At 64.7% G+C, this 24,725-nt stretch carries 25 protein-coding genes; 16 read left to right on the top strand and 9 right to left on the bottom strand.

Annotated elements, in window-relative coordinates; translation table 11 throughout:
* The first annotated feature begins 14 nt into the window (after positions 1-14).
* The 10 genes from AABD04_RS17010 (at position 15) to AABD04_RS16965 (ending at position 10,412) form a co-directional block, all read left to right on the top strand.
* The gene (locus tag AABD04_RS17010; protein ID WP_341441895.1) at positions 15-1,625 is read left to right on the top strand and encodes an acyl-CoA carboxylase subunit beta; all 1,611 of its coding nucleotides are present in this window, start codon (positions 15-17) and stop codon (positions 1,623-1,625) included.
* The gene (locus tag AABD04_RS17005; protein WP_341441894.1) at positions 1,622-1,846 is read left to right on the top strand and encodes an acyl-CoA carboxylase epsilon subunit; all 225 of its coding nucleotides are present in this window, start codon (positions 1,622-1,624) and stop codon (positions 1,844-1,846) included. Before AABD04_RS17010 ends, AABD04_RS17005 begins: the two co-directional genes overlap by 4 nt.
* Positions 1,847-1,860: 14 nt before the next feature.
* Positions 1,861-3,660 (top strand): acetyl/propionyl/methylcrotonyl-CoA carboxylase subunit alpha, encoded by a 1,800-nt coding sequence (locus AABD04_RS17000; RefSeq protein ID WP_341441893.1) that lies wholly within the window; start codon positions 1,861-1,863, stop codon positions 3,658-3,660.
* Positions 3,661-3,672: 12 nt separating this feature from the next.
* Complete coding sequence (locus AABD04_RS16995) at positions 3,673-4,137, top strand: MarR family transcriptional regulator (protein WP_341441892.1); 465 nt, start codon at positions 3,673-3,675, stop codon at positions 4,135-4,137.
* Positions 4,138-4,390: 253 nt separating this feature from the next.
* Positions 4,391-6,457 carry an MMPL family transporter gene (locus tag AABD04_RS16990; protein ID WP_341441891.1) on the top strand — a complete coding sequence of 689 codons (2,067 nt, stop codon included), beginning with the start codon at positions 4,391-4,393 and terminating at the stop codon, positions 6,455-6,457.
* A gap of 24 nt (positions 6,458-6,481) precedes the next feature.
* Positions 6,482-6,901: a DUF302 domain-containing protein gene (locus AABD04_RS16985; RefSeq protein ID WP_341441890.1), complete on the top strand. Its 420-nt coding sequence runs from the start codon at positions 6,482-6,484 to the stop codon at positions 6,899-6,901.
* Positions 6,902-6,953: 52 nt separating this feature from the next.
* A complete protein-coding gene (locus tag AABD04_RS16980) occupies positions 6,954-7,223 on the top strand; it encodes a metal-sensitive transcriptional regulator (RefSeq protein WP_032397635.1) in 270 nt (89 codons plus the stop codon).
* A 157-nt stretch (positions 7,224-7,380) separates the two neighbouring features.
* Positions 7,381-7,860, top strand: a complete 480-nt coding sequence (locus AABD04_RS16975; protein ID WP_341441889.1) for a Fur family transcriptional regulator — start codon at positions 7,381-7,383, stop codon at positions 7,858-7,860.
* Between the two features lie 75 nt (positions 7,861-7,935).
* On the top strand, positions 7,936-10,131 hold the full coding sequence (gene katG / locus AABD04_RS16970; protein ID WP_279392820.1) for a catalase/peroxidase HPI: 2,196 nt from the start codon (positions 7,936-7,938) through the stop codon (positions 10,129-10,131).
* Positions 10,132-10,277: 146 nt separating this feature from the next.
* Positions 10,278-10,412: a hypothetical protein gene (locus AABD04_RS16965; RefSeq protein WP_279392721.1), complete on the top strand. Its 135-nt coding sequence runs from the start codon at positions 10,278-10,280 to the stop codon at positions 10,410-10,412.
* Between the two features lie 4 nt (positions 10,413-10,416).
* Here the strand turns inward: AABD04_RS16965 and AABD04_RS16960 are convergent, their stop codons facing one another.
* Positions 10,417-11,415, bottom strand: coding sequence for a fumarylacetoacetate hydrolase family protein (locus AABD04_RS16960; RefSeq protein WP_341441888.1), 999 nt, complete (start codon positions 11,413-11,415; stop codon positions 10,417-10,419).
* Between the two features lie 112 nt (positions 11,416-11,527).
* Between AABD04_RS16960 and glsA the strand changes: the two genes are divergently transcribed.
* Positions 11,528-12,775, top strand: coding sequence for a glutaminase A (gene glsA / locus AABD04_RS16955; protein WP_341441887.1), 1,248 nt, complete (start codon positions 11,528-11,530; stop codon positions 12,773-12,775).
* On the opposite strand, the gene AABD04_RS16950 is transcribed toward glsA, so the two are convergent.
* Together AABD04_RS16950 and AABD04_RS16945 are read right to left on the bottom strand one after the other, a co-directional pair.
* Positions 12,731-13,930 (bottom strand): NAD(P)/FAD-dependent oxidoreductase, encoded by a 1,200-nt coding sequence (locus tag AABD04_RS16950; RefSeq protein ID WP_341441886.1) that lies wholly within the window; start codon positions 13,928-13,930, stop codon positions 12,731-12,733. The genes glsA and AABD04_RS16950 overlap by 45 nt on opposite strands.
* Positions 13,927-14,313, bottom strand: a complete 387-nt coding sequence (locus AABD04_RS16945) for a hypothetical protein (protein ID WP_341441885.1) — start codon at positions 14,311-14,313, stop codon at positions 13,927-13,929. The genes AABD04_RS16950 and AABD04_RS16945 overlap by 4 nt, the downstream gene beginning before the upstream one ends.
* 201 nt (positions 14,314-14,514) lie before the next feature.
* On the opposite strand from AABD04_RS16945, the gene AABD04_RS16940 reads away from it, so the two are divergent.
* Positions 14,515-15,201 (top strand): HemK2/MTQ2 family protein methyltransferase, encoded by a 687-nt coding sequence (locus AABD04_RS16940; protein WP_341441884.1) that lies wholly within the window; start codon positions 14,515-14,517, stop codon positions 15,199-15,201.
* 61 nt (positions 15,202-15,262) lie between these two features.
* Positions 15,263-15,427, top strand: coding sequence for a CDGSH iron-sulfur domain-containing protein (locus AABD04_RS16935; RefSeq protein ID WP_341443088.1), 165 nt, complete (start codon positions 15,263-15,265; stop codon positions 15,425-15,427).
* On the opposite strand, the gene AABD04_RS16930 is transcribed toward AABD04_RS16935, so the two are convergent.
* Positions 15,409-16,407, bottom strand: a complete 999-nt coding sequence (locus AABD04_RS16930) for an iron-containing redox enzyme family protein (protein WP_243608312.1) — start codon at positions 16,405-16,407, stop codon at positions 15,409-15,411. The two genes, AABD04_RS16935 and AABD04_RS16930, sit on opposite strands and share 19 nt — an antisense overlap.
* Before the next feature lie 127 nt (positions 16,408-16,534).
* Between AABD04_RS16930 and AABD04_RS16925 the strand changes: the two genes are divergently transcribed.
* Positions 16,535-17,716 (top strand): zinc-dependent alcohol dehydrogenase, encoded by a 1,182-nt coding sequence (locus tag AABD04_RS16925; RefSeq protein WP_243608311.1) that lies wholly within the window; start codon positions 16,535-16,537, stop codon positions 17,714-17,716.
* Between the two features lie 66 nt (positions 17,717-17,782).
* On the opposite strand, the gene AABD04_RS16920 is transcribed toward AABD04_RS16925, so the two are convergent.
* A complete protein-coding gene (locus tag AABD04_RS16920) occupies positions 17,783-18,736 on the bottom strand; it encodes a ferritin-like domain-containing protein (protein WP_243608310.1) in 954 nt (317 codons plus the stop codon).
* A 213-nt stretch (positions 18,737-18,949) separates the two neighbouring features.
* On the opposite strand from AABD04_RS16920, the gene AABD04_RS16915 reads away from it, so the two are divergent.
* On the top strand, positions 18,950-19,342 hold the full coding sequence (locus AABD04_RS16915; RefSeq protein WP_341441883.1) for an OsmC family protein: 393 nt from the start codon (positions 18,950-18,952) through the stop codon (positions 19,340-19,342).
* Between the two features lie 33 nt (positions 19,343-19,375).
* Positions 19,376-20,212 carry a YihY/virulence factor BrkB family protein gene (locus AABD04_RS16910; RefSeq protein WP_341441882.1) on the top strand — a complete coding sequence of 279 codons (837 nt, stop codon included), beginning with the start codon at positions 19,376-19,378 and terminating at the stop codon, positions 20,210-20,212.
* Here AABD04_RS16910 and AABD04_RS16905 read toward each other — a convergent pair.
* From AABD04_RS16905 to AABD04_RS16890, 4 genes are all read right to left on the bottom strand, one after another.
* Complete coding sequence (locus AABD04_RS16905) at positions 20,160-20,984, bottom strand: CDP-alcohol phosphatidyltransferase family protein (RefSeq protein WP_243597205.1); 825 nt, start codon at positions 20,982-20,984, stop codon at positions 20,160-20,162. The genes AABD04_RS16910 and AABD04_RS16905 overlap by 53 nt on opposite strands.
* A gap of 11 nt (positions 20,985-20,995) precedes the next feature.
* Positions 20,996-21,226 (bottom strand): hypothetical protein, encoded by a 231-nt coding sequence (locus AABD04_RS16900; protein ID WP_243597206.1) that lies wholly within the window; start codon positions 21,224-21,226, stop codon positions 20,996-20,998.
* A gap of 84 nt (positions 21,227-21,310) precedes the next feature.
* Positions 21,311-23,632: a glycosyltransferase gene (locus AABD04_RS16895; protein WP_341441881.1), complete on the bottom strand. Its 2,322-nt coding sequence runs from the start codon at positions 23,630-23,632 to the stop codon at positions 21,311-21,313.
* A complete protein-coding gene (locus AABD04_RS16890) occupies positions 23,629-24,564 on the bottom strand; it encodes a WcbI family polysaccharide biosynthesis putative acetyltransferase (RefSeq protein WP_341441880.1) in 936 nt (311 codons plus the stop codon). Before AABD04_RS16890 ends, AABD04_RS16895 begins: the two co-directional genes overlap by 4 nt.
* Positions 24,565-24,725 lie beyond the last annotated feature (161 nt).

Below are 24,725 nucleotides of genomic sequence, written 5' to 3'. Positions count from 1 at the left end.
TAGGGGACATCTGCATGACAACGACCGAACCCGATATCCATACCACTGCGGGTAAGTTGGCCGATCTTCGTAAACGTCTCGCGGTTGCGGAGATTCCGTCGGGTGAGGCGGCGGTGGAGCGGGTCCATGCCAAGGGCAAGCTGACCGCGCGGGAGCGGATCACGGCGTTGCTCGACGAGGGATCGTTCGTCGAACTCGACGCGTTGGCGCGGCACCGCTCACAGAATTTCGGGTTGGCCGACAACCGGCCGTTCGGTGACGGTGTCGTCACCGGCTACGGCACGGTCGATGGCCGCGATGTGTGTGTGTTCTCCCAGGACGCGACCGTCTTCGGCGGCAGCTTGGGGGAGATCTACGGCGAGAAGATCGTCAAGGTGATGGACCTGGCGATCAAGACCGGCCGGCCCCTGGTCGGGATCAACGAAGGTGCCGGAGCCCGCATCCAGGAAGGTGTGGTCTCCCTCGGGTTGTACGGGGAGATCTTCCACCGCAACGTCCGCGCGTCCGGGGTGATCCCGCAGATCTCGGTGATCATGGGACCCGCCGCAGGCGGGCACGTCTACTCCCCGGCCCTGACCGATTTCGTGGTCATGGTCGACGGCACGAGCCAGATGTTCGTCACCGGACCGGATGTCATCAAAACCGTCACCGGCGAGAACGTCACCATGGAAGAACTCGGTGGCGCACACACCCACATGGAGAAATCCGGGGTCGCGCACTACGTCGCCTCCGGCGAACAGGACGCCCTCGACTACGTCCGCGACCTGCTGTCCTACCTACCGTCGAACAATCGCGCCGACGCCCCCCGCACCGCGGCGTCGGACCCTGTTGTCGGGGCGATCGAGGACTCGTTGACCGCCGAGGACCTCGAACTCGACACCCTGATCCCCGATTCACCGAACACCCCGTACGACATGCACGAGGTGATCACCCGGATCCTCGACGACGACGAATTCCTCGAAGTCCAGGAAGGTCGAGCCCGCAACATCATCGTCGGGTTCGGGCGGATCGACGGCCGGTCGGTGGGGATCGTGGCCAATCAACCCACCCAATTCGCAGGCACCCTCGATATCGATGCCTCCGAGAAAGCAGCCCGCTTCGTCCGCACGTGCGACTGCTTCAACGTCCCGATCATCACCCTGGTCGACGTACCCGGGTTTCTGCCCGGGACGGGGCAGGAATTCAACGGCATCATCCGGCGTGGGGCGAAACTGTTGTACGCCTACGGGGAAGCGACGGTCGGGAAGATCACCGTCATCACCCGCAAAGCGTACGGCGGGGCATACGACGTGATGGGGTCCAAGCACATGGGAGCCGACGTGAATTTGGCGTGGCCGACCGCGCAGATCGCCGTCATGGGAGCCTCCGGTGCTGTCGGGTTCGTCTACCGCAAGAAACTGTTGGAGGCCGCGAAGAACGGTGAGGACGTCGACGCTCTCCGGTTGACACTGCAGCAGGAATACGAGGACACCCTCGTCAACCCCTACATCGCTGCCGAACGCGGCTACCTCGACGCCGTCATCCCACCCAGTCACACCCGCGGCCAGATCGTCACCGCGCTACGACTGCTCGAACGCAAACAAGTCACCCTCCCACCCAAGAAACACGGAAACATCCCACTATGACCGAAGCGAATCATGTTGTTGCGTCGCCCAGTTGGTCGTTTCGTGGGAAGCCCACCGACACCGACATCGCCGCCGTGGTTGCTGTTCTGACCGCTGCGCAGACGTCGGTGGTCGCCGAAGCTCCGGCGGTATCGGACCTGTGGGGCCGGCCCGAGGATCAGCATCGCTACGGACTTGCCAGTGCCCCAGCCCTTTTCGTCAATGCCCGATTTGGCCAGTGAAGGAATTTCAGTATATGACCACCTCGACTTCCCATAAGAAAATCTCGAAGGTTCTTGTCGCCAATCGTGGTGAGATCGCGGTGCGGGTGATCCGGGCGGCCGCCGATGCCGGGTTGGCCAGTGTCGCTGTGTATGCCGAGCCCGATGCCGATGCCCCGTTCGTACGTCTGGCCGACGAAGCCTTCGCGCTCGGTGGGCAGACATCTGCGGAGTCGTACCTGGTGATCGACAAGATCCTCGACGCCGCCGCCAAGTCCGGTGCCGACGCCATCCACCCCGGCTACGGATTCCTCTCCGAGAACGCCGACTTCGCCCAGGCCGTGATCGACGCCGGACTGATCTGGATCGGACCGTCCCCCCAGTCCATCCGCGACCTCGGCGACAAGGTCACCGCCCGCCACATCGCCGCCCGCGCCAAAGCACCTTCCGTCCCCGGCACCTCCGAACCGGTCAAGGACGCCGACGAAATCCTCGCGTTCGTCGACGAACACGGCCTCCCCATCGCCATCAAAGCCGCATTCGGTGGCGGCGGACGCGGCATGAAAGTGGCGCGCACCCGCGAGGAAATCCCCGAACTGTTCGACTCCGCCACCCGCGAAGCCGTCGCCGCATTCGGGCGTGGGGAATGCTTCGTCGAACGCTACCTCGACAAGCCACGCCACGTCGAAGCCCAGGTCATCGCCGACCAACACGGCAACGTCATCGTCGCCGGTACCCGCGACTGCTCCCTGCAGCGCCGCTTCCAGAAACTCGTCGAAGAAGCCCCCGCCCCGTTCCTCACCGACGCCCAACGCAAAGAAATCCACTCCAGCGCCAAAGCCATCTGCCTCGAAGCCGGCTACTACGGAGCCGGGACGGTGGAATACCTCGTCGGCCAAGACGGCCTGGTGTCGTTCCTGGAAGTCAACACCAGACTGCAGGTCGAGCACCCCGTCACCGAGGAAACCTCCGGCATCGACCTCGTCCTGCAGCAGTTCAAGATCGCCAACGGCGAGGAACTGTCCATCACCGAGGACCCCGAACCACGCGGGCATTCGTTCGAGTTCCGGATCAACGGCGAAGACGCCGGCCGCGGGTTCCTGCCCGCCCCCGGACCGGTCACCACCTTCACCGCTCCCTCCGGCCCGGGCGTGCGTGTCGATTCCGGTGTCGAGTCCGGCAGTGTGATCGGTGGCCAGTTCGATTCGATGCTCGCCAAGCTCATCGTCACCGGAGCCACCCGCGACGAAGCCCTGGCACGCTCGCGGCGGGCGTTGGCGGAGTTCACCGTCGACGGATTGGCGACGGTCATCCCGTTCCACGCCGCGGTGGTCTCCGATCCGGCGTTCATCGGCGACGGCGACTCGTTCTCGGTGCACACCCGCTGGATCGAAACCGAATGGGACAACCAGGTCCCCCCGTTCACCGCAGGCCAGCCGATCGACGACGACGACGCACTACCCCGTCAGTCCGTCGTCGTCGAGGTCGGGGGCCGACGCGTCGAGGTCTCCCTGCCCGGGGAACTGTCCCTCGGCGGCAACAACAACGGCGGGAATGCCGGTGCGGTGCGGCGCAAACCCAAAGCCCGCACCCGCGGCGGTGCCGGTGCAGGAGCCGCATCCGGAGACTCGGTCACCGCACCCATGCAGGGCACCGTGGTCAAAGTCGCCGTCGAAGAAGGCCAGGAAGTCGCCGCCGGTGACCTCGTCGCCGTCCTCGAAGCGATGAAAATGGAAAACCCCGTCAACGCCCACAAAGCAGGCACCATCACCGGACTGACCGTCACCGCAGGCGACGCCATCACCCAAGGCACCGTCCTCGCGGAAATCAAGTAGGGGAGTGTTCCGATGACTGCCCTCGCTGAATCGTTCGACGGTGGTACCTCGCCGGTGCATTCCACCGAGCTCGAAATCGTGTCCACGGTGCTGCGCATGGCGTCGGCCGCGCGGGTTCGTCTGGCGGAGGCGCTGGACGCACAGGGGCTGAGCTGGGCGAGGTACGAGGTGCTGGAACTGGTGTCCAGGCGAGGGCCGATGTCCTACAGTGCGCTGTCGCGGGAGTTGGTGCGGCACCGGACGAGTATCACCGCCACGACGGCCAGTCTCGTCGAGGCGGGACTGCTGACGCGGAGCGTCAATCCGCGAAATCGACAGCAGTACATGGTCGAAGCGACCGACTCGGGCCATCGCGCGGTGGCGCGGGCCGAGCGTGCGCTCGAGCGCGCTCGGTCGAGGATGGCCGTCGATGCCGATTCTGCTCGGACGCTCGAGGTGCTGCGTGGCATCGAGAAGCAGTGGAACGGTCGGCGCTGATCGGCGGGTGACGACACCGGTCAGTCGACTCTGAAACAAGTACCCCTGAGGTGATACCCCCAGGGGTACTTGCATACCCCGTTGGGTATGTGCGAAGGTGGGCACGTTCGTTCGTTTCGAGGGTCTTGTCTGCCCCGTTCGATACCCCCACCCGTATAGGAGCACAATGTCGTTGCGCGATGCCGAAGTTCTTCGTCCACCGGATGATCGACCTGTAGCCGGGCCGGGCTTGCTCGGTCGCGCGGGTGGCTCGATGGTGACTCACCGACGTTGGGTGTTCGGTGTATGGCTCATCGTGCTCGTGGCCCTTGGTTCGTTTGCGCCCTCGGTGTTCTCGTCGCTGGCCGGAGCGGGATGGCAGGCGAACGGATCGGAATCCGTACAGGTTCGGGAACTGGCCCAGCAGCACTTCGGCGGTAATTCCTCGGCGGCGGTGCAGGTGGTCGTCCACTCCGACTCGGCATCCATCACCGATCCCGCTGTTCAGGATGTGATTGCCGACGTGTCCGGCGTATTCACCGGCGACGCAAGATTCGGCGACGTCGTTGCGCCGCAACCGGGTATGACGATCAGCCCGGACGGCCGAACCGGCATCGTCATTGCGGGGGCGAACGGCACCACCGATGAGATGGTCAAAGCCGTCGACGATGTGAAGGAGCGGTTGACCGCGCTGTCCGGCAACGGTATCGAGGTCTATCCCACCGGTTCGTCGGCCCTGTGGTCGGACTTCAACAAGGCGAACCACGATGCGATGATCCAGGCCGAATTGTTCTCGTGGCCGGTCACATTGGCGATCATGGTGCTTGCGTTCGGGTCACTGGTCGCCGCGGGGTTGCCGCTGCTGCTCACCGTCGCCGGGCTCGTTGCGTCCGCTGGTGGTCTCGTTCTACTCAACGGTGTGACGCCGATCTCGGTGTGGGCCATGAACTTCGCGATGATGTTCGCCCTCGCTCTGGGAATCGACTACGCGCTGTTCATCGTTGCGCGCTTCCGCGACGCGTTGCGCAACGCCGACCCTCGGGCGGCCGTCGCCGAAACCATGGATACGGCAGGCAAAGCCGTTGTGCTGTCCGGTCTGACGGTGCTGGTGAGTCTGTCGGCAGTGCTGCTCGTCCCCGCTCCCGCGGTGCGCACCATGGCGGTCGGGATCATGCTGGCCGTCGCCTTCGTATTGCTGGCGACGATGACACTGTTGCCCGCGGCTCTGGGGGCGCTCGGCCCCAAGGTCAACGCAGCTTCGTTGCCGTATGCCAAGCGTCAGGCGCATCGATCGCCGAAGTTCGCGGCATGGGGCGAGTTGTTGCACAAGCACCCGTGGCCGTTCGCTCTCGTCTCCGTGGGAATTCTGATCGCCCTGGCGCTTCCGGTGCTCGGCTTGAAGGTGGCGATGCCGTCGATCGCGGTGGTGCCCGAGGATGCACCGGTGCGTCAGGGCTACGCGCTCGTGCAGGCCCAGTTCGGGCCGGGTGCACCGGGTGCGCTGCAAGTCGTGGTTCCCGACGCGGATGCCGTCGAGACCGCAACCGTCGCTGCGGGGGTCGACGGGATCTCGATGGTGACGCCGCCGCAGAGTGCCGCTGACGATTCGGGATATGCACTTCTGCAGGCAATTCCGTCGGTGGATCCGTCCGATGAGGCGATGGGTTCCATTCTCGCCGATCTGCGATCGACACTGCCCGATTCGGCACTCGTCGGCGGAGCGCCGGCAGAGAACCTGGACCTGCAGCAGGCCTTGAACGACTATCTGCCGATAGTCGTCGGGATCATCCTGGTTCTCGGATTCGTGCTGCTTCTGGTGGCGCTTCAGGCTCCGCTCATCGCGTTGCTCGGCACCGTGGTGAGCCTGCTGTCCACCGCGGCAGCGTTCGGCGTCGCCAAGCTGATCTTCCAGGACGGTCACGGATCCTCGCTGCTGGGCTTCACGCCTCAGGGATTCCTCGACGGTTGGGGCCCGGTGTTCTTCTTCGCGATGATCTTCGCCATCGCCATGGACTACACGGTGTTCCTGCTGGCCACCGCCAAGGAACACTACGAACGCTCGGGTGACTCCAAGGTTGCTCAGGTCGACGGGTTGGCACACTCGGGGCGCGTCATCTTTGCCGCAGCAGCGGTGATGGTGGCAGTGTTCTTCACGTTCGCACTGTCCGATCCGTTGCCACCCAAGGAGATGGGCATCATCCTCGGTGTCGCTGTACTGCTCGACGCGTTCCTCGTTCGACTCGTGCTGCTTCCTGTCCTCTTGCGGTTGACCGGGCACGGTGCCTGGTGGTCGCCGGCGTGGCTGCGCGCGGTGCTGCCCTCCATCCGTTTTTCTCACTGACACAACAATTTTCGAGGAGACACCGTGAACATCGCATTGTCCACCACGCTGAACGACACCGACTTCGACACCGCGATCGACAGCACGAGAAAAGCGTTGTCGGAGCAGGGTTTCGGAGTCCTCACCGAGATCGATATGCAGGCAACTCTGAAAGCGAAGCTCGACGAGGACATGGAGCGCTACGTGATCCTCGGTGCATGCAACCCGGGACTGGCTCACCGTGCGGTGGGCGTCATGAAGCAGATCGGTCTGCTGTTGCCGTGCAACGTGGTGGTTCGCGAGAACACGGCAGTAGCGCGATCCGTCGTCGTCGAGGCCATGAACCCGGCCATCATGGTCGAGGTCACCGGCGAGTCCGGGTTGGACGCGGTTGCTTCCGAGGCCACGACGAAGCTGCAGGCGGCCATCGCGGCACTGGGCGGTACCGGATCCGATCCCGCTTGATGCCCCCGGGGGTACCATCGGGGGCACTATCACCACCATCGAGGGGATCGACATGATCGGCGACGAAGACAGCATCGCACTGGTATTGAATCGACTCAAGCGCGCGCACGGTCAGCTTGCCGGGGTCATCGGGATGATCGAGAACGGTCGCGATTGCAAGGATGTCGTCACCCAGCTCGCCGCCGTCTCGCGCGCACTGGACAAGGCGGGGTTCAAGATCGTGGCCACCGGTCTGCGCGAGTGCATGACGGGGGAAAGTGCGGGTGAGAAGGAGCCGATGACCGAGGCCGAACTCGAGAAACTGTTCCTGGCACTGGCCTGAGGCCGGGTCGAATCCCACGAGGGAGCGACGGGAGGGCGAACAGTGGGAGTCGTGTTTGCCCCGTGACGACGCTGTTGTGCGACGTCGGGGTCGACATCCGACGAGTTCGGCTGCATACTTGACTTTGTCCAGAAAAGCGGAGGATAGTATTGCTGTGATGCCGATCTCACCGTGTGCGGAGCAGTTACGCGCCGCCGATATGCGCGTGACCCGTCCCCGGGTCGCGGTGCTCGAGGTCGTCGGATCCAATCCTCATGCGGACACCGACACGATCCTCGGACTCGTGCGATCGGTGCTGCCCGAGGTGTCTCGGCAAACCGTGTACGACGTTCTCAATGCGTTGAGCACGGCGCGCCTCGTACGGCGAATCGAACCGGCAGGATCTCCTGCTCGGTACGAATCTCGTGTCGGCGACAACCACCACCACGCTGTGTGTCGCGCCTGTGGCGTGATCGCAGACGTGGATTGCGCGGTGGGTGAGACGCCGTGTCTCACCGCATCGGACTCCGTCGGTTTCACGATCGACGAGGCGGAAGTCATCTACTGGGGCTTCTGCGCACAGTGTTCGGCTGCTCGCAAGCAGCCGACAGTTCCCGTTCAGTTCCCTCCCCGGTCTCGAGCACACCGAAGTTCGTGACCACCGATCACAGCCCGATCGTCACACCCTGGAAGGAAGCACGTGTCTGAAGATCACGTAACACGCGAAAAAGAGATGAACGAGGATCAGCCGCAGGAGAGCGGTGGCAAGTGTCCGGTCATGCACGACTCGATGCCGACTCCCGTCGAAGGCGGAGGCAACCGTGAGTGGTGGCCCAAGGCCCTGAATCTGAAGATTCTCAAGAAGAACCCGGCTGTCGGCGATCCGATGGGTGCGGATTACGACTACGCTGCCGAGTTCAACTCCCTGGACCTCGCCGAGGTCAAGCGTGACATCGAAGCCCTCATGACGAACTCGCAGCCCTGGTGGCCTGCAGACTTCGGTCACTACGGCCCGTTCTTCATCCGCATGGCGTGGCACGCAGCGGGCACGTACCGCAAGCAGGACGGTCGCGGCGGTGCCGGTGCAGGCATGCAGCGTTTCGCGCCTCTCAACAGCTGGCCCGACAACGCGTCGCTGGACAAGGCGCGCCGCCTGATCTGGCCGGTCAAGCAGAAGTACGGCCGCAAGCTCTCCTGGGCCGACCTGATCGTGCTCACCGGCAATGTCGCCATCGAGTCCATGGGCCTGCCGACCTACGGTTTCGCCGGCGGACGCGTCGACGCCTGGGAGCCGGACGAGGACGTCTACTGGGGCCCAGAGCAGACCTGGCTCGGCGACGAGCGCTACAACGGTGATCGCACGAGCCTCGAGAACCCGCTCGCCGCAGTGCAGATGGGCCTGATCTACGTCAATCCCGAAGGCCCCAACGGCAACCCGGATCCCGTGCAGTCCGCGTTGGACATTCGCGAGACCTTCGGCCGCATGGCCATGAACGACATCGAAACTGCGGCACTGGCCGTCGGCGGACACACCTTCGGCAAGACGCACGGTGCAGCGGATCCCGACGAGCACATCAGTGCCGAGCCCGAGGGCGCACCCATCGAACAGATGGGCCTCGGCTGGAAGAACAGCTACCAGAGCGGTGTCGGTGCGGACGCGATCACCAGTGGCCTCGAGGTCATCTGGACTCCGACGCCGACCCAGTGGGACAACAGCTTCCTCGAGACCCTGTACGGATTCGAGTGGGAGCTCACCAAGAGCCCCGCAGGTGCGCACCAGTGGCGTCCGAAGAACGGCGAGGGTGCGGATCTCGTTCCCGATCCCGCCGATCCCACGAAGCGTCGCCACCCGTCGATGCTGACCTCCGACATCGCGATGCGCGTCGACCCGATCTACGAGCAGATCACCCGTCGCTGGCTCGACCATCCCGAGGAGCTCGCGGAAGAGTTCCAGAAGGCCTGGTTCAAGCTCACGCACCGCGACATGGGACCGGTCTCGCGCTACCTCGGCCCCGAGGTTCCGGCGGAGCCACTGCTCTGGCAGGACCCGATCCCGGCCGTCGATCACGAGCTGATCGACGACGCTCAGATTGCCGAGCTCAAGCAGACCATCCTCGGTTCCGAACTGACTCAGGACCAGCTGATCTCGGCTGCCTGGGCAGCGGCATCGTCGTTCCGTGTGAGCGACAAGCGCGGCGGAGCCAACGGTGGCCGTCTGCGCCTGCAGCCGCAGGCCGGCTGGGAGGTCAACGAGCCCGACGAGATCGCACAGGTCATCCGAGTCCTCGAAGGTGTCCAGCAGTCGTTCTCCGGAACGGTCTCGTTCGCCGACCTCGTCGTTCTCGGTGGTGTCGCAGCCGTGGAGCAGGCGGCCAAGAACGCGGGCGTCGACGTCACGGTGCCGTTCACTCCGGGCCGCATGGATGCCACGCAGGAGAAGACGGACGTCGACTCGTTCTCCGATCTGGAGCCCAAGGTCGATGGTTTCCGCAACTTCCTGGGCAAGGGCCAGAAGCTGCCGGCCGAGTTCAACCTCGTCGATCGCGCAAACCTGTTGTCGCTCAGTGCGCCCGAGATGACCGTGCTCGTCGGCGGTCTGCGTGTGCTCGGCGCGAACTACAAGCAGTCGTCGCACGGCGTTCTGACCGACAAGGTCGGCACGCTCACCAACGACTTCTTCGTCAACCTCCTCGACATGGGCACCGAATGGGTTCCCACCGCGGAGGACGGCATCTACGAGGCCAAGGACGCGGCCACCGGTGAGAAGAAGTGGACCGGAACCCGCAACGATCTGGTCTTCGGCTCGAATTCCGAATTGCGCGCTCTCGCAGAGGTATACGCCTGCGATGACGCCAAGGAGAAGTTCGTCCGCGACTTCGTCGCGGCCTGGGACAAGGTCATGATGCTCGATCGCTTCGAGCTCGCTTAGTCTTCACTGCTCCACCGAACTCGGAGCTATGGACGAATTCTCGTCCGTAGCTCCGAGTTCGTCGTTATAGGTCCGTTATCTTTCGTTGCCAATTCGTGTCCTCGGTCCCAGGCTCGCTGCAATTTCCGAGCGGCAGGCTACAAGACATGACACACGACGAGGGGGCGGCGGGAGCCGTCGACAACAACATGGACGAATCGCGCAAGGGAGCCTCCGGGTTCGGATCGTTCCTGGAGATGTTCCAGGATGCCTCTACCGACAAATCCGACTTCGAGCGCTGAATCGTCAGCGAGTCCCGATCGTATTGGTGACCGAGCCGATTCCTTCGATGCTCAGTTCGACGCGATCGCCCGGGGAGATCCAGCGGTCGAGTTCGAGGCCGCATCCGCGCGGCAGCGTGCCGGACGTCAACAGCTCACCGGGGTAGACGTTTTCACCGCGACACGCGTACGCGAGTGATTCGCCGATCGAGTACCGCATGCCTGCAGTGCCGGTCGTCGACCACAGCTCGCCGTCGACCGTGACGGTGGCCGTCAACGAGTCCAGCCGTGGCGTGATCTCGTCGGCGGTGACGATATCGGCTCCCATGGAGCTGGCGAAGGTCTTGGTCTTGACCACCGGTCCGAACGGATTGCGGCGCTGCTCCTCCCATTGAGTGTCGCGAGCACTGATGTCGTCGAACACCACGTACCCGCCGATCGCAGCGGCGGCCTCGCGCGCGGACACGTCGCGAACGGGTCTGGTCACCACGGCTCCGAACTCCAACTCGAAATCCAGCGCCCGGCTGTAGGACGGCCACTCGACGGTGGTTTCGTCGGCGACAACGGTGAGGTGGTTGCCGGTGTAGTAGACCGGGTGGTCGTCGAATCCCGGACCAGGGCGGAGTGCCGGAAACGTCGATCGAGTGACGGTCTCGAATCCGCGGATGAAGGGGACGGCTTTCGGAAGGTTGCGGCGAACCAGGTTGTGCGCGGCCAGGTCCCAGTGCGCCTCCCAACCGAGGAAGCAGCGGAGCGACGCCGGGGCGACGGGAAGCGTCGGTGTCGGTCGGTCGACCACCGCGACACCTTCGGAGACCGCGCGCTGCACCACGGCAGTGGCCGCGTCGCGCACGCGTTCACCGGCGTCGAGGAACCCGAGCACGGTGCGGGTGAGTGGGCGCAGAGCCTCGTCGGCACCCAACGTCGACACCGCGGCGTCGAGATCGACCCACGAATTCGTCTCGGGCGCGTACACGGCGAGACGGTCTGCCGAGTCGGCAGCGATCAGGCGTCGTAATCGCACTGGGTGATCCGATCTTCGCGGGAGGGGCTCCACAACGGTTGAGGAACCAGGAGTGTAAACGGCGGTACGGCTGTGGTGTCAAGACCTGCTCGGCGGGGACTAGCGTGGACCCATGAGATCGCCTGTTCCCGAGTACCTTGCTTCCGTGTTGGAGGACTGCCGACGGTTCGACGGAGGGGCGGTGACCGAGGGCAACCCGGTAGTGGCCTCGGCAGATCCCGATACGTTCGCAGTCTCCCTCGCCACCGTCGCGGGATCGCTGCACGAGGCGGGCGATACCGACACCGAATTCTCGATCCAGTCGATCGCGAAGGCGATCGCGTATGCACTGGCCATCGAGGACAACGGCATCGAGGCGGTGCTCGAGGCCGTCGACGTCGAACCCTCGGGCGACTCGTTCAACGAGATCTCCCTGGAAGCGGAAACCGGAAGACCGCGGAACCCGTTGATCAATGCCGGTGCGCTGGCGGTGCATTCGATGATCAGAGGCAGCGGGAGCGAGGAGCGCGCCGCGCGTATGACTGCTCTGCTGTCCACGATGGCCGACCGCGAACTCTCGATCGACCAATCGGTGTACGAGGCCGAACTCGCATCCGACGACCGGAACACTGCCATTGCACACCTGCTGAAGTCGGTCGGCCACCTGGACGCCGAGCCCGCCGATGTCGTCGACGGCTACGCGCGTCAGTGCGCGGTGAGTGTGACCTGTAGCGACCTGGCGAGGATCGCCGCGGTGATGGCGAACGGAGGCAAGAATCCCGAGACGGGTGTGCAGATACTCGACCCGGCGGTCGATCGCCACATTCTTGCCGTCATGGCGACCTGCGGAATGTACGACGGCAGCGGCAGCTGGCTTGCGAGCGTAGGCATCCCGGCCAAGAGTGGGGTGGCCGGCGCGATCATCGGCGTGCTGCCGGGCCAGGTGGGCATTGCCGTCCTGTCGCCGAGACTGAACGAGCACGGCAACAGTGTGCGCGGTGTGGCGGTGTTCGAGCGACTCTCGCGCGATCTGGGCCTGCACATGATGCACGTGGCACCCAGCGGTGAATCGGCGATCAGGAGCGTGACCGAGAGCGAGGACATGACCAGCGTGGAACTGCAGGGAGATCTGCGGTTCGCCGGTGCGGAGGCCGTCATATCGCGGTTGCTGTCCGGAGTTACCGAAAATCGTAGTGTGGCAATTGATTTCAAGGAGGTTCGGGCCGTAGACGGTGCGGCTCGACGGCTCCTCACCGATGCGGTCCACGCATTGGAGGACGACGGCCATCGGGTTTCCGTGGAGGACCCCGACGGATTCATGGATTCACCCGACCGGTCAGAGGCGACCGGCGAGAATCATGTTCCAGTAGGACAACGGTAGGCCGTATCGGTCGAACGCCCAGGCCGATCGCCTGGGTTTCAGTGAATCGAGAAACGACGGCAACGATGGCGTCAAGGTCCCGGTTCGGTCGAACTCGGCCGCGATCAACTTGTGTGCGCCGACTGCGATGGGGGCGACGGTGTAGCCGTCGTACTCCGTCGACGGTTGCCCGTTGCGAGCTGCGATCAGATTGTCGACGAGAACCGAAACCTGTTTGCGCAGTGCGCCACCCGAGGAGTCGGTGTCGATGGCTGCACCGTCACCCGCGGCCCAGACGTTCGGGTACACCCGATGGCGCAGAGTTCGTCCGTCGATGTCCACCACACCGTGCGGCGCAGAGCCGGTCAGATTCGATTCCTCCAACCACGTCGGACCTCGGAACGGCGGTACCAGGTGCAGCATGTCGTAGTCCAGACGCTCGTCGATGCCGTCCTGGTCCGTGACCGTGATGTGCCTGCTCTCCGGGTGCAGTGCCGTCACCGCGGTACGGTTCAGAATTCGCACGCCGAGCTCGCGGAGCCGCGTGATGACCATGGCGTCGAGTTCCGGCACGCCCAGGAGTCGATGTCGATCCAACACCAGAGTGATGTCGATTCCCGGCATACGCCCGGTGCGACTCCAGTGATCCGCGGCGAGAAACAACGGCTTGAGTGTGGTGCCGGTGCACCCGACCGGCGGGCGAGGGACGGTGAACACAGCACTGCTGTGAGCAGGTAGGTCACGCACGAGCTGCCAGGTGCGTTCGGCTCGGTCGAGGTAATTGCTGGCGACACCGGGGAATGCGAGCGCAGCCCACACCCCGGGCAGCGCATCGGTATCGACGACGAGTCCCTGGCCGAGTACGAGATCGCGGTAGCCGTAGTCCGAACCCGACGCACATCGCACCACGCGATTCACCGGGTCGATCGCCACCGCCGAATCCTCCAGCCAGCGGCATCCGGCCGGGATCACCGAACGCTGAGTTCGCTCGGCCTCGGCCAAGGATGCCTGCCCGGAACCCACGTACGAGAGCAGGGGGCGATACGTGTGCACCTGCTTGGGTTCGATGACCGCGACGTCGGAGATGCCCTTCTTCAGCAATCGCGCGGCCGCGCTGATGCCTGCGTTGCCGCCGCCGACAACGAGGACGTCGTACGTTCTGCGCGGGGCGCTCACAGAACCGACCGACGCACCACGACTCGGTCGGTCACGAGACCGACTTCGGATTCCAAGGCGGGTGAAAGCACCACGGTCAGCTGTTGATTCCATCGACCCAGGCGAATGGCGGTGGCGTCGAGCACGGAATGAACACCTGCGGCCACACCTGTCACCGAAGACAGGTCGAGAATCAGGGCTCGGCCACGCTCGGCGACCTCACCGAGCGTTTCGGCAAGTATCGGAACGTCCGAATCGCCCACTGCGCCGATCACTCGCACGACGATGTCGGCACCTGCACTTTCGTCCACCGACAGCCTCATCTCGGTAGCGAGGCTCTGCGAGTCGGTCAGCGACGGAACCACTTCCGCGACCGGGGGCGTAATGGACGGTACGACGATCATGGGCAACTCCTGTGGAGCCGAACCCCTGAGCCTGTGGAGCAGGAGTGCGGCAGTCGACGGTGAGGACTGCGGGCTGCTCCTCAACCGCGCATTCAAGGGCTTACCCCGCTGATCGTGTTCGTAAGCATGTTCCGGGCAACCGGTTTGCGGGACTTCGGGGCGGGAATACGAATCCGACAATCGATACTTGGAGGAACATCCGTGACGACAGCCGAATTCGACTCCGTCCGCTCACTGGCCGGAGTGCACGCTGATCCCGGAGTGTACGAGCCCCAGCAGGATTCACTCCTGCTGTGCGACGTTGCAGCCGAGTCGGGGCTCGTCTCCGGAGCACGCGTACTCGACATGTGTACCGGTAGCGGCGCAGTGGCCATCACCGCGGCACTGCTCGGTGCCCGCGACGTGATGGCCTTCGACATCTCTCCGCGGGCAGTTGCCTGTGCACAGCGCAATGCCCGGTCGGTCGGAGTCGATGTGGATGTGCGTCTCGGGTCGTTCTCGGACGCAGCCGAGGTGGAGCCGTTCGACGTTCTGCTGTGCAATCCTCCATATGTCCCGTCGGAGAACGCGCCCACCGGAATGGGTGTGCATCGCGCGTGGGATGCAGGCGAGGACGGACGAGTGGTGCTCGATCCACTGTGTACGCGAGGCGCGGAACTGCTGGTGCCCGGCGGTGTGATTCTGGTGGTCCACTCGGAGTTCTCGGGTCCGCAGCGGACACGGGAGATGCTCGGTGCTCACGGTTTCGGCGTATCGGACGCGGCACGCCGCACAATCGATTTCGGGCCGGTCATGATGTCTCGCGCCGAATGGCTCGAGACGAGGGGCTTGCTCGAACCAGGCCGCAGAACCGAAGAATTGGTGGTGTTACGTGGCGACAAGCGATGAGCCGACGGGTAGAGACGCCGCGCCCGCGCGCACTCGGGTGAGACTCGTCCGGGGCGGACCCATGCTGATCGACGGGCCGGTGGAGATCGAACTCGATGACGGCACCGTCGTCACCTCGGATCGGTTCGTCGTAGCGCTGTGTACGTGTAAGCGCAGCAAGACGTACCCGCTGTGCGATACGAGCCATCGCGCGAAGCGACGGGTGCCTCAGTCCAGCGACGACTGACCGGCGGACCACCGCTGCATCACGTGGTCCGCAAGCTCGTTCTCGACGAAGTCGAGTGCGCGCATACCGAATACGATGTCGGATTCGATGTGTGGTTCCTGACCGATCAGATTTCCCACCACGTCGTGGCGCAGTACCTGCTCGTGTACGGCATCGGCCTCGACATGCTCGGCGTAGAACGCGATGCACGCGGCCGGTGCAGCCAGCCTGCGGAGTCCCTGCACGAACCGCTGCGAACCCGGCGAGGACGTGATCTCCGTGGCGGCGAAATGACCCACGGTGGCACCTCGGCGGCTGCGGTGCAGTCCGAACAACGACATGAGGTTCACCCACGCGAGCGTCTGGGCGGGAACGCGGTCCACGTATCCGAGGTAGGACGCATCGAGGTCAGCGGCCCTCATCGACTCGGCCCACAGATGTTGGTGCACGCGATCGCCCCTGCCACCGCCGTACTCGTCGAATTCCACGGCGACGTACGAGGCTTTGACCTGGCCGGTCAATCGGGGGATCGCCCATGCATGGGGATCTGCTTCCTTGAGGTGGTAGACGGACCGATGAACGAAGTACTCGCGCATCTGCTCCCACGATCCTTCGTCCTGCAGGAACCACGAGGGTCCGGTACCCGACGACGTCTCGATCGACAGGCGATCCATCTCGGCGACGACGTCGTCGCCGGGTTCGACACCCGAACGAACGTAGTCCAGAAACGCGGATTCGAGTCGAGCCCTGAACTGCAACAGAGCCGGATCCCATTCCAAATCGTCGTCGACGCCCTCGAATCCGCGGTAGTGCAGTTCGTAGGTCATGAGCAACGCCAGTTGCAGATCACGCGAGGTCGGATCGGCAGCCGATGCGCTGGGCAGTGCAGTGCCGCCTCCGGTCGAGAGGTATCGGACCACGGCGTCCGACAGCGGACCACAGGGCACCGGCAGGCTAGGCGCTACGAGGGTGCGGGCGATGGCGGGGGTCACGACACTCATTGTGCTCGCCTACCCGCTCCCGGTCACGGTCAATCGTGTCGGTCCAATGCGTTTGCACGCATACGAACGAGGTAATCCGCTTCGTGCGACGCCGAGTTTCGGGGTCGAGCAACAGAGAGGAGCCTCCATGCGCGCAGTGACATGGCAGGGCAAGAGGAACGTCAGCGTCGATACGGTTCCCGATCCGCGGATAGAACTGCCGACGGACGCGATCGTGAAGATCACGACCACCAACATTTGCGGATCGGACCTGCACCTGTACGAAACCCTCGGTGCCTTCATGGACCAGGGTGACATTCTGGGCCACGAGCCGATGGGCATCGTCGAGGAAGTGGGTTCGGAGACAGGCGATCTCGCCGTCGGCGACCGCGTGGTCATCCCGTTCCAGATCTCGTGTGGACATTGCTACATGTGCAATTCGAGTCTGTACACCCAGTGTGAGACCACCCAGGTTCGTGAGCAAGGGATGGGCGCAGCTCTGTTCGGCTTCTCCAAGCTGTACGGTCAAGTTCCCGGCGGTCAAGCCGAGTATCTGCGCGTCCCGCAGGCGCAGTTCACCCACATCAAAGTTCCGGAGGGGCCGCCGGATTCGCGATTCGTCTACCTTTCCGACGTATTGCCCACCGCATGGCAGTCTGTCGAATACGCCGCCATTCCGGACGGGGGATCGGTGACGGTTCTCGGTCTCGGGCCCATCGGAGACATGGCGGCGCGCATCGCACAGCACAAGGGCGCTCGTGTCATAGCAGTCGACCTCGTTCCCGAGCGCTTGGCGCGGGCCGCGGCCCGGGGAATCGAAACGGTGAACCTGGCCGAGCACAGCGGGGGCGTCGGCGACGTCATCCGCGAGATGACCGACGGCAGAGGCACGGACTCGGTGATCGATGCGGTGGGCATGGAGGCACACGGGTCTCCGGTCGGTAAACTGGCGCAGCAGATAGTCGGAATGCTCCCGGATGCCGTGGCAGCGCCGATGATGCAGAAGGCCGGTGTCGACCGACTGGGCGCGCTGTACTCGGCAATCGATATCGTTCGACGCGGCGGAACCATCTCGATCATCGGCGTGTACGGCGGCATGGCCGACCCGCTCCCGCTGATGACCATGTTCGACAAGCAGATTCAGCTTCGCATGGGTCAGGCGAACATCAAGAAGTGGGTCGACGACATCATGCCGCTACTCGGCGACGACGATCCTCTGGGCGTCGATTCGTTTGCCACGCATGAGCTTTCCCTCGAAGAGGCTCCGCACGCATACGACATCTTCCAGAAGAAGCAAGACGGTGCCATCAAGGTGTTGTTGAAGCCCTGACGAACTGCTTCGAATACAGCGATGCGGCCCGGAAGTTCACGGGCCGCATCGGTATTCGCAGAAGGGTCAGTCGATCGAGATGACATCCTTGGCGATGGCTGCCACGCGCGTCTGTCCTGCGGACACGACTCCGTGGCGGTTCTTGTGCGCCTCTTCGTACGTCACGACGGTGCGAACGTCGGTCGGGTTCGTGAGGTCCTTGATGGCGGCAACAGCGTCCGAGACATTGAGGTCGTCGTAGTCTGCGATCGGAAGCTCGTCGGCGTCGAGGATTCCGCCGGCCGACCGCGCGGTGTGGATCGCGTCGGCGACGGTGTCGACTCCCTCGCTACGGGTGACGTCCTCGGCTGCTTCGAGTGCGGCGTCGCGGCTTGCCGTCAGGGTCTTGACGGCCACGTCACCGGCGTGAGCGCCACGGCCCAGGAGCGCTCCGAGGCGGTCCGGGGTGGAGCGAGCCGCGTCCAGCGCGCGATCGAGTCCACGTGCCGACCACGTCGCCGGTGCGTTGACGATCTTCACGGCAGTGCCCGCGGCCGCTTGGAACGGAGTGCGTCGCAGTGCTGCGGGTCCGCCGAGCGCGTCTTCCGCGAGCACCGTCTCCAGCCATTCCACCGTTGCGCTGTGCGCTGTGGCCAGCCGGGTCGCCAGTGCGACGACGGTGGGCTCGTTCGCTGCCGTGGCCAGTGCCTTGATGTACTTGGCGCGGCCCAGCAGTTGCTGCTCGAGTGCGAGATCGCCCAACAGTGCCTCGTCGAACGGCTGTGCCTGCTCTGCGACCGTCTTGACGGCAGCGAGCGTGCGCCCCAGGAACGGCGCGACGAGTTCGGGCAGTCCGCCGAGACCGCGGAGGGCCTCCTCGATGGCTGCCGCGCGCTCACGTCCGTTCGCGGCGTTCTGTGTCAACTCCCTGCGTACCGCCTCGGTGCGCGCCTGAACGACGCGAGTTTCCGCGATCTGGATCTCGGTGTTCGTCAGCTGCAGTGCAACGCGCAACTGCGCGATCAACGTGGATGTGCTCATGGTGCTCCCCTTTCGGTCGGGTGGTCGATTGTTTCTGGCCGATGCCTGTGGGTCATAGCGTGATGCGCGGCCCTGTTCGTGTCATTACCCGTGAGTAGGTTCGGTCAAACGGGTGCTGTCGATGTGTGAGCATCGACACGTGGGGCTCCGCGGCAGTCCGAGAGTCCAGTGATCGACGGTTTCGATCGACCGATCACTGGACATTCGACAGGCATGAACACCGAGCTCTACACCGCGACCGTCTCCGCCACCGCGACCGGCGTCACCTCCGACGACGGCGTCCTGTCACTGGGCGTGCGTGAGCCCGAACAGCTGGGTGGGCCCGGAGGGAGCACCAACCCCGAACAGTTGATGGCAGCCGCACTGTCGAGCTGCCTCGTCGAGTCCCTTCGTATCGCGCTCGGAACGGTCGGCGGCGGCGTCGACGAACTGGCGGTCAAGGGGACTGTCGTTCTCACCGACTCCGAGGCATCCGGATACGACGCGACGTTCGCGCTCTCGGTCTCCCTGCCCGGTACGGACGACCCCGAAGCGGTACTGGCTCAGGCGACATCGATCTGCCCGTTCCTCAAGGCCATCGACGGGGTCGACGTCACCCTTGCCTGACGCCGCGTCGGGATCCTGTGGCACATTTCCGGCATGACAACGATTCGAACCCGGGTGGCCGACGCTCTCGCCGCCATCAAAGCCGGGTTTGCTCGTGAGGACACCACCCTGATAGCGGGTGGCCTGACGTTCTATGCCGTCATAGCGGTAATTCCGCTGCTGCTCCTCAGCATCCGCGCCTGTGCACTATTGGTGTCGGACGAGTGGGTCCGCGGAGGGTTCGACGCGATGTCGGGGTTGCTGCCGGACGCTCTGGGGGCTCGCGCGGCGGTGGACGGATTGGCCACGGCCGGAATCGAGCTCGGCCCGGTCGGGGTCCTGATCGCCGTCTTCCCTGCGACGTTCTACGGGGAGGGCCTGCGCAGGGCGATCGTGCGGTTCGCACCGATTCGAGAATCGTTCACCGGCTGGCGCGGTCGCCTGGCAATGGTGCCGTTCTTCGCCGCCGCACCGGTACTGCTCGCGGGCGTACTCGGCGTGGCTCGATTGCTCGATGCATCGACCGGAGGCGGTGGAATCGGAGACATGGCGCTACGCGTGTTCCTCGGCTTCAATTGCCTGTGGCTCATTCTGTCGGTCCCTCTGGCGTGGACCTACCGAGTGATAGCGCCACGAGCGGTGGGCTGGCGGGCGCTCATCGTCGGATCGCTCGTCACCTCGTCCATCGTCACCGGGTTCGTCCACGGATTCATCTTGTTCCTGGCGATTCCGGTGGATCTGGGTGCACCGTTCGGCGGCCTCACCGCGATCGGCGGCGGAGTAGCAATCATGTTGTGGATGTTCGTGTTCCACATCCTGGCGCTTGCCGGCTGGCTGATCACCGCGGAATTCGATCGGCCCGACGATGCAATCCGAACATCAACTGGGTGAACCCGACCACCGCGAGCGCACACGTGACGGAAACACCGATCGTTGCCGACGTTTCGGCAGCCGCCGGTGCGGCTCCGGCAACCGTTGCCGTGACCGCAGCCGCGATCACCCGCGAAGGACGCTCCCACACCGTCAGAAAGCCGACGTCCTCGATTCCGGAACCCACCGCTCGGGCCCGGGCCATCTCGTGCAGCAACGTCGTCACGCCGACAGCCACCACCAGTGGCATCGGCGCTCCCAAAGCAAGGCCGCTCGCCACGAGGAGCAGGTCGCTGCAGCGATCGGCGACGGTGTCGAGTAGGTAGCCCCACTGGGACTGGGAGCGGCCGATCATCGCGACTCCGCCGTCGATACCGTCGAGCAGGCCGGAGACCACGATCAGCACGGCTGCGATCAGTGGGGCCGAGGTCCCCGGTCTGGACAGAGCCACTGCCGCCCCGGCCACGACAACGGCTGTGAGGGTGACGGCATGGGCAGACACGGACGCACGAACCAGGGGAGCGCTCAGCGCGTACACGATGCGAAGCCAGCCCGAGACCAACGCGGACGAGGACGGATCGATGCCGTTGTGCAGTGTCGACCAGGTCGACAGATACTCCTCGCGCGTCGCCGGCCGTACCGTCGTGACGTGTTGCTTCGCAGAACTGCGCTGATTGACCATCGAGGACCCTTGCTCGGCACCGACTGAGAGGAACTCGGCGAGCAGGTGACCGGCGACTGCACGTCGAGACTTCGAAGCGGAGTACCCGTCCACGGCGTTCTCAATCCGCACCCTCGGTGCCGTCAGTCGTCGTCGGAGTTGCTCGCTCGCCTGCGTGCCTTCAGACGCGAGATCTTGATACCCACGGCCGCGAGCACGATCAGCCATCCCGAGATCAGAACTCCGCCACCGACGAATGCCGCTCGACGCAGCGGATGTTCGTCGGCGTACACGTAACCGACTGTGCCCCAGATCAATGCAACGAAAGCGATGATCGCCATCATCCAGATCATCGAATACAGAGTTCTGTTCATCGTCCACCCGACCTTGCTCTTCCGCCGTCCCCGACGACCGCCGACATGCATTCTTTCATCAATCGCGACCGCACTGTCTTCCCATCACCAGGCCAGGTTCGGCTGTTGTTCACCGGGCGAGATCCCGAATTCGAGTCCCGTGCGGTGCACATGACCGAACAGCGATTCGGCCACGTCCTGGTGTTCACGGCCCAGCGCGCCGGCCCACCTCGCTGCGCGCGCATTCGACCGCGAACTGCGTAGCTCGACGGAGCCGATACCGCCGACGTCGACGGTCAGGCGATCGGCTCCGATCGCCAGCATTCGGCGCAGAGCCTGCTCACCGAACAGCACGAATCCGCGCACGTGCACGACGATGTGGCTGCGGCCGGCGTCGCCGGGCCTGCCCAGATGGACGCGTGGGTCGATGTCGCCCCACCGCTGCCGCAACTGCGCCGCGTCCGGCCCGGCTATCCACACCGCGCAATCTGTCTCGTGCAGAACGGATCCGACGGTGACAAGGAGCGACGCAGAGCTGTGCCCGGTCGAATCGACGACGACGACGATCTCGGGGACGGCGTAGACGAGGCCGTGAGTGCGAGCAGCAGGGTCGGTGATCCTGGAGGACAGCATCAGGGCCTCGAGATTCTTGCGTTCGCGATCTCCGCCTGTCCGCTCGGCCCATTCGGGCCCGTCGTGCCATGCGACCGCGTGGGGCAGGTGCGCCAGGACGGCACCGGCGTCGTAGGCGCGATGTGCGAAATCCCAGTCCTCTCCGCCGTATCCGACGAAGGTCTCGTCGAATCCGCCGATCTCGGAGAACAGCTCACGGCTGCACGACATCACGGCACTGATGATGTACCGGTACGAGCGCCGATCGGCGTCGAGTAGGTCGCGTGAACGGCGATACCCGTCGCGGAGCCATTGCGGCTCCGTCAATTCCGGCGGAGCGGCCGACTCTCCGCCGAACCACCCCGCCACGTCCTCGGCGGCCCGACCCGTCAGATCGGCGTGCCGCCGACGACCGACGGCGAGGGCATCGGGAAGGGACGCGAGCAGCCGAACCGATTCCGCGATGTACCGGGGCTCGGGAACGGTATCCGCATCCAGAAAACACAGAATCTCGCCATCGGCGACCGAGGCACCGAGATTCCGGGCCGCCGCCGCACGAAAGCCGAGATCGGGCTGCCGCACGACGGTGATGTCGAGCGCCGAACGAAAGCCGTCGACGGCCGGTGCTTCGGGGGAGCCGTCGTCGGCCACGATCACCTGAAGTCGGCAGGCCGGGTAGCTCTGCAGGGTCAGCGCGCCGAGGACGAGTTCCAGCTGGCGCTGCTGGCGGAAGTACGGGATCACCACGGACACTCGTGGATCCCGATCCACGGTCTCGGCGAGATCCCACCTATTGCCCGGTACCACCCACCGGCCGTCGGGTAGCCGGTCTGCCGTCTTCACGCGCTGTTCGTCGAACAGTGCGCGGTACAGCGCGGCGGCCTGACCGAGTGTGGGGTAGGTGACTACGTCGTCCTTCTGCCATGTCCTGTCGGGATGGCGGAGAGCCTCCGCCATCGCAGTGGCGAGGCCCTCGACCGAATTTTCGTGAATCCACAGTGCCCCGGGAGAATTGGCCTCCATCTCTTCCACGTACCGTCCACGGGGGACGAGTGGACGACGGCCCGCCGCGATCCAGGAATTGATCGAACCCGATGCCGATACGTGGCGATGGAACGCGACGGGAACTGCAACGGATCGAAGGACCTCGTCCAGCTCGTCGTCGGGGACGAAGCCGGTCGACACGAACGATCGATCGAGTTGATCTGCAGTACAAGCGAGTTCGCCGATCATGGATTCGTGGCCCGGTGACGCGGACCCGATCGACAGAAAGTCGACGTCGCTGTCCAGCGACGTCATGGCACCGAGTACCTCCTCGTGGCCCTTGCCCGGATAGACGAACCCGAGAACGCCGACGACTCGTCGAGATGCGACGCGGTCCTCCAGCGGAGGTGCCGTGCGTCCGATCGGCAGCGGGATCACCCGAACATCGTGTTGCAGATCCATGACGTCCTCGAGCAGCAGTCGCTCGTGCATGCTGGAGACGACGACGGCAGCGGCGCAGTCGATCACCCGCCGGTAGCAGTCCGTGCGCACCTCGAAGGCATGGCCGTCCGATGGTTGCGGTACATCGTGCACCGTGACGGTGACCGGCGCGCGGTGCCGCCGTGCGAAGTCGACGAACGCATCCGCGGCCTCCGTCGCGGTGCGGCCGAACAGCCTGTCGGTGAAGTGCACGTGGATCGGCGCATCGAGGGGGACCTGCTCGATATCGGAGATCACCGGATTCGCTGTTGCAGCGGCCAACTCGCGCGCACAACGCACCACCCCATGTTCGGGTGGGCCGAGGGCGAGGTGCAGAGTAGGCCGGGTCACGGTGCCAGCTCCAGTGTTCGGATCAGTTCGGCATGACGTTCCAGCGCGGCACCGATGAATTCGGGACGTTCGGCGTACCAGAGCAGGTGAGCGCGGTGAACGGAATCCGGCGACAGAGGATTGCCGTCGACCGACCAATTCGCACGCGGCTCGCCGTCCAGGCCGAGTGCGTCCAGCACTCGCCGCTCGACCGGCGCACGAACACCTCCGAGCAATTCGCGCCCCGGATCTCGGACCGTACTACCGGTTCCCAGGTGATCGAGTATCCGCTGGGCCAGAGCAGTGAGCACCGTGTTGGTCGCATGGTTGATCGTGTGGGTGGCGTTGCTCCCGGCTGCGCTGAACAGGTCGGACGCAGCGATGTCGGTGTCCCGGCTCTCGCGTCGCCGCAACTCGTCGAGGCTCGACTCGGCTGCCTGTCGAAGACCGTCGTCCGAGACCGATCGGTCCCAGTCCTCATGGCTGCCCAGGCCGCGACGAGCGGCCAGGATGGTGCGTAAGTCGTGATAGGGCACCGTGTTCGGGACTGCGGACGGGTCGCTCGGATGTCGAACGATGACCTGAAAGGGATGCAGTGCCGCGTATCTCAGCACCGGCCAGCGGATGACGGTGGCGTCGGGTGGGAGCACTTCGGTGAGATCGGGCACCCCCAGCGGCAGTGAACGGTAGCCGGCTCGAACCGGTTGGGTGAGTAGCACCGACGTCCGGCGCACGAGTCGGTCGACGTGTACCAGGTCCGAGGACTCGAGCTCGTGCACGGGGGGAATCCGCACAGTCCGCAGCGGCATGGACGGATCGGAACCGAGAAGGATGCGAAGTGCCTCGGCCTGGCAATTTCCCCAGACGAGCAGGAGCGGTCTGTCGTCGTCGGATCGACCCGGATCGTGCGCTGCTGCGTAGAAATCGCCGTAGTGGCGGGTGCGACCGTCCATGCTTGCCCCGACGTCGTGTGCGTGTTGATGGTGGACCGTTCTCTCGTCAACGTAGACCCGGTGAACCTGCTGCGCCAACCCCGATTGAACCCCGGCACAAGTGGGTACAGGCCACGTATCGCGTGTCGGGACCAGGCACGATCGTCCTGCCCGTACCCGAA

Source organism: Rhodococcoides navarretei, from assembly GCF_038069675.1.
GTDB lineage: Bacteria > Actinomycetota > Actinomycetes > Mycobacteriales > Mycobacteriaceae > Rhodococcoides > Rhodococcoides navarretei.
This window is presented reverse-complemented; position numbering and strand designations above follow the sequence as displayed.